Consider the following 2592-nt stretch of genomic DNA (forward strand, 5'->3'; position numbering starts at 1 on the left):
TGAGAGTCCGGTAGGTGAAAGTTGCTGACCTTCTGTGGGTGTTCCCGAGTAGCGGCGGACCCCTGAAATCTGCCGTGAATCTGCCAGGACCACCTGGTAAGCCTAAATACTTCCTGGTGACCGATAGCGGACAAGTACCGTGAGGGAATGGTGAAAAGTACCCCGGGAGGGGAGTGAAATAGTACCTGAAACCGTTCGCCTACAATCCGTCGGAGCCTTGCGGGGTGACGGCGTGCCTTTTGAAGAATGAGCCTGCGAGTTAGTGGCATGTGGCGAGGTTAACCCGTGTGGGGGAGCCGTAGCGAAAGCGAGTCTGAATAGGGCGATTCAGTCGCGTGTCCTAGACCCGAAGCGGAGTGATCTAGCCATGGGCAGGCTGAAGCGCGGGTAAGACCGCGTGGAGGGCCGAACCCACCAATGTTGAAAAATTGGGGGATGACCTGTGGTTAGGGGTGAAAGGCCAATCAAACTCCGTGATAGCTGGTTCTCCCCGAAATGCATTTAGGTGCAGCGTCGCGTGTTTCTTGCCGGAGGTAGAGCACTGGATGGTCTAGGGGGCCCACAAGCTTACCGAAATCAGCCAAACTCCGAATGCCGGTAAGTGAGAGCGCGGCAGTGAGACTGCGGGGGATAAGCTTCGTAGTCGAGAGGGAAACAGCCCAGATCACCAGCTAAGGCCCCTAAGCGTGTGCTAAGTGGAAAAGGATGTGGGGTCGCACAGACAACCAGGAGGTTGGCTTAGAAGCAGCCACCCTTTAAAGAGTGCGTAATAGCTCACTGGTCAAGTGGTTCCGCGCCGACAATGTAGCGGGGCTCAAGCACACCGCCGAAGCTGTGGCATTCACATTTTATCCTCGCTTGGACTTGATTCCTTGTGCAGGTGTGTGGATGGGTAGGGGAGCGTCGTGCCGCGAGTGAAGCAGCGGGGTGACCCAGTTGTGGACGCGGCACGAGTGAGAATGCAGGCATGAGTAGCGAAAGAAGGGTGAGAAACCCTTCCGCCGGATGACCAAGGGTTCCAGGGCCAGGCTAATCCGCCCTGGGTGAGTCGGGACCTAAGGCGAGGCCGAGAGGCGTAGTCGATGGACAACGGGTTGATATTCCCGTACCCGCGAAAGAGCGTCCCTGATGAACCTCGTTGTGCTAACCACCCGAGCTGCCTGATGTCTTCGGACGGATGGTGGGGAGCGTGGGAACCTGATGGGTAGTAGTCAAGCGATGGGGTGACGCAGGAAGGTAGCTGAGCCCGGCCGGTGGTTGTGCCGGGGTAAGCGTGTAGGCCGTGTTGTAGGCAAATCCGCAACACATGAAGGCTGAGACGTGATGCCGAGCCGATTCAGGTGAAGTCAGTGATCCTATGCTGCCGAGAAAAGCCTCTAGCGAGTTCTTAGCGGCCCGTACCCCAAACCGACACAGGTGGTCAGGTAGAGAATACCGAGGCGATCGGGCGAACTGTGGTTAAGGAACTCGGCAAATTGCCCCCGTAACTTAGGGAGAAGGGGGGCCGGAGACGTGAAGCCCCGCGCGGGTGGAGCGTTGTATGGCCGCAGAGAGCAGGGGGAAGCGACTGTTTACTAAAAACACAGGTCCATGCGAAGAAGTAATTCGATGTATATGGACTGACGCCTGCCCGGTGCTGGAACGTTAAGGGGACCTGTTAGCTCTTCGGGGCGAAGCGGAGAACTTAAGCGCCAGTAAACGGCGGTGGTAACTATAACCATCCTAAGGTAGCGAAATTCCTTGTCGGGTAAGTTCCGACCTGCACGAATGGCGTAACGACTTCCCCACTGTCTCAACCACAGGCCCGGCGAAATTGCAGTACGAGTAAAGATGCTCGTTACGCGCGGCAGGACGGAAAGACCCCGGGACCTTTACTATAGCTTGACATTGGTACTCGAATTAGCTTGTGTAGGATAGGTGGGAGCCGGTGAAGTCCATACGCCAGTATGGGTGGAGGCAATCTTGAAATACCACTCTGGTTGATTTGGGTATCTAACTTCGGACCGTTATCCGGTTCAGGGACAGTGTCTGGTGGGTAGTTTAACTGGGGCGGTTGCCTCCTAAAAGGTAACGGAGGCGCCCAAAGGTTCCCTCAGCCTGGTTGGCAATCAGGTGTTGAGTGCAAGTACACAAGGGAGCTTGACTGTGAGACTGACAGGTCGAGCAGGGACGAAAGTCGGGACTAGTGATCCGGCACTTGCGAGTGGAAGCGGTGTCGCTCAACGGATAAAAGGTACCCCGGGGATAACAGGCTGATCTTCCCCAAGAGTCCATATCGACGGGATGGTTTGGCACCTCGATGTCGGCTCGTCGCATCCTGGGGCTGTAGCAGGTCCCAAGGGTTGGGCTGTTCGCCCATTAAAGCGGTACGCGAGCTGGGTTTAGAACGTCGTGAGACAGTTCGGTCCCTATCCGCCGTGCGCGTAGGATACTTGAGAAGGGCTGTCCCTAGTACGAGAGGACCGGGACGGACGAACCTCTGGTGTGCCAGTTGTCCTGCCAAGGGCACGGCTGGTTAGCTACGTTCGGAAGGGATAACCGCTGAAAGCATCTAAGCGGGAAGCCTGCTTCAAGATGAGGTATCCCACCCAC

The 2592-nt window shown here is 56.6% G+C and carries 1 rRNA gene (running past one end of the window); it reads left to right on the forward strand.

Features of this window, described 5'->3' with window-relative positions:
• Nucleotides 1-2592 (forward strand): 23S ribosomal RNA (locus ACLJOK_RS33530); its annotated part reaches 411 nt to the left of the window's first position; the annotation flags it as partial.

The sequence above is a fragment of the Micromonospora sp. 050-3 genome, assembly GCF_046549335.1.
Classification (GTDB): Bacteria; Actinomycetota; Actinomycetes; order Mycobacteriales; family Micromonosporaceae; genus Micromonospora; species Micromonospora trifolii.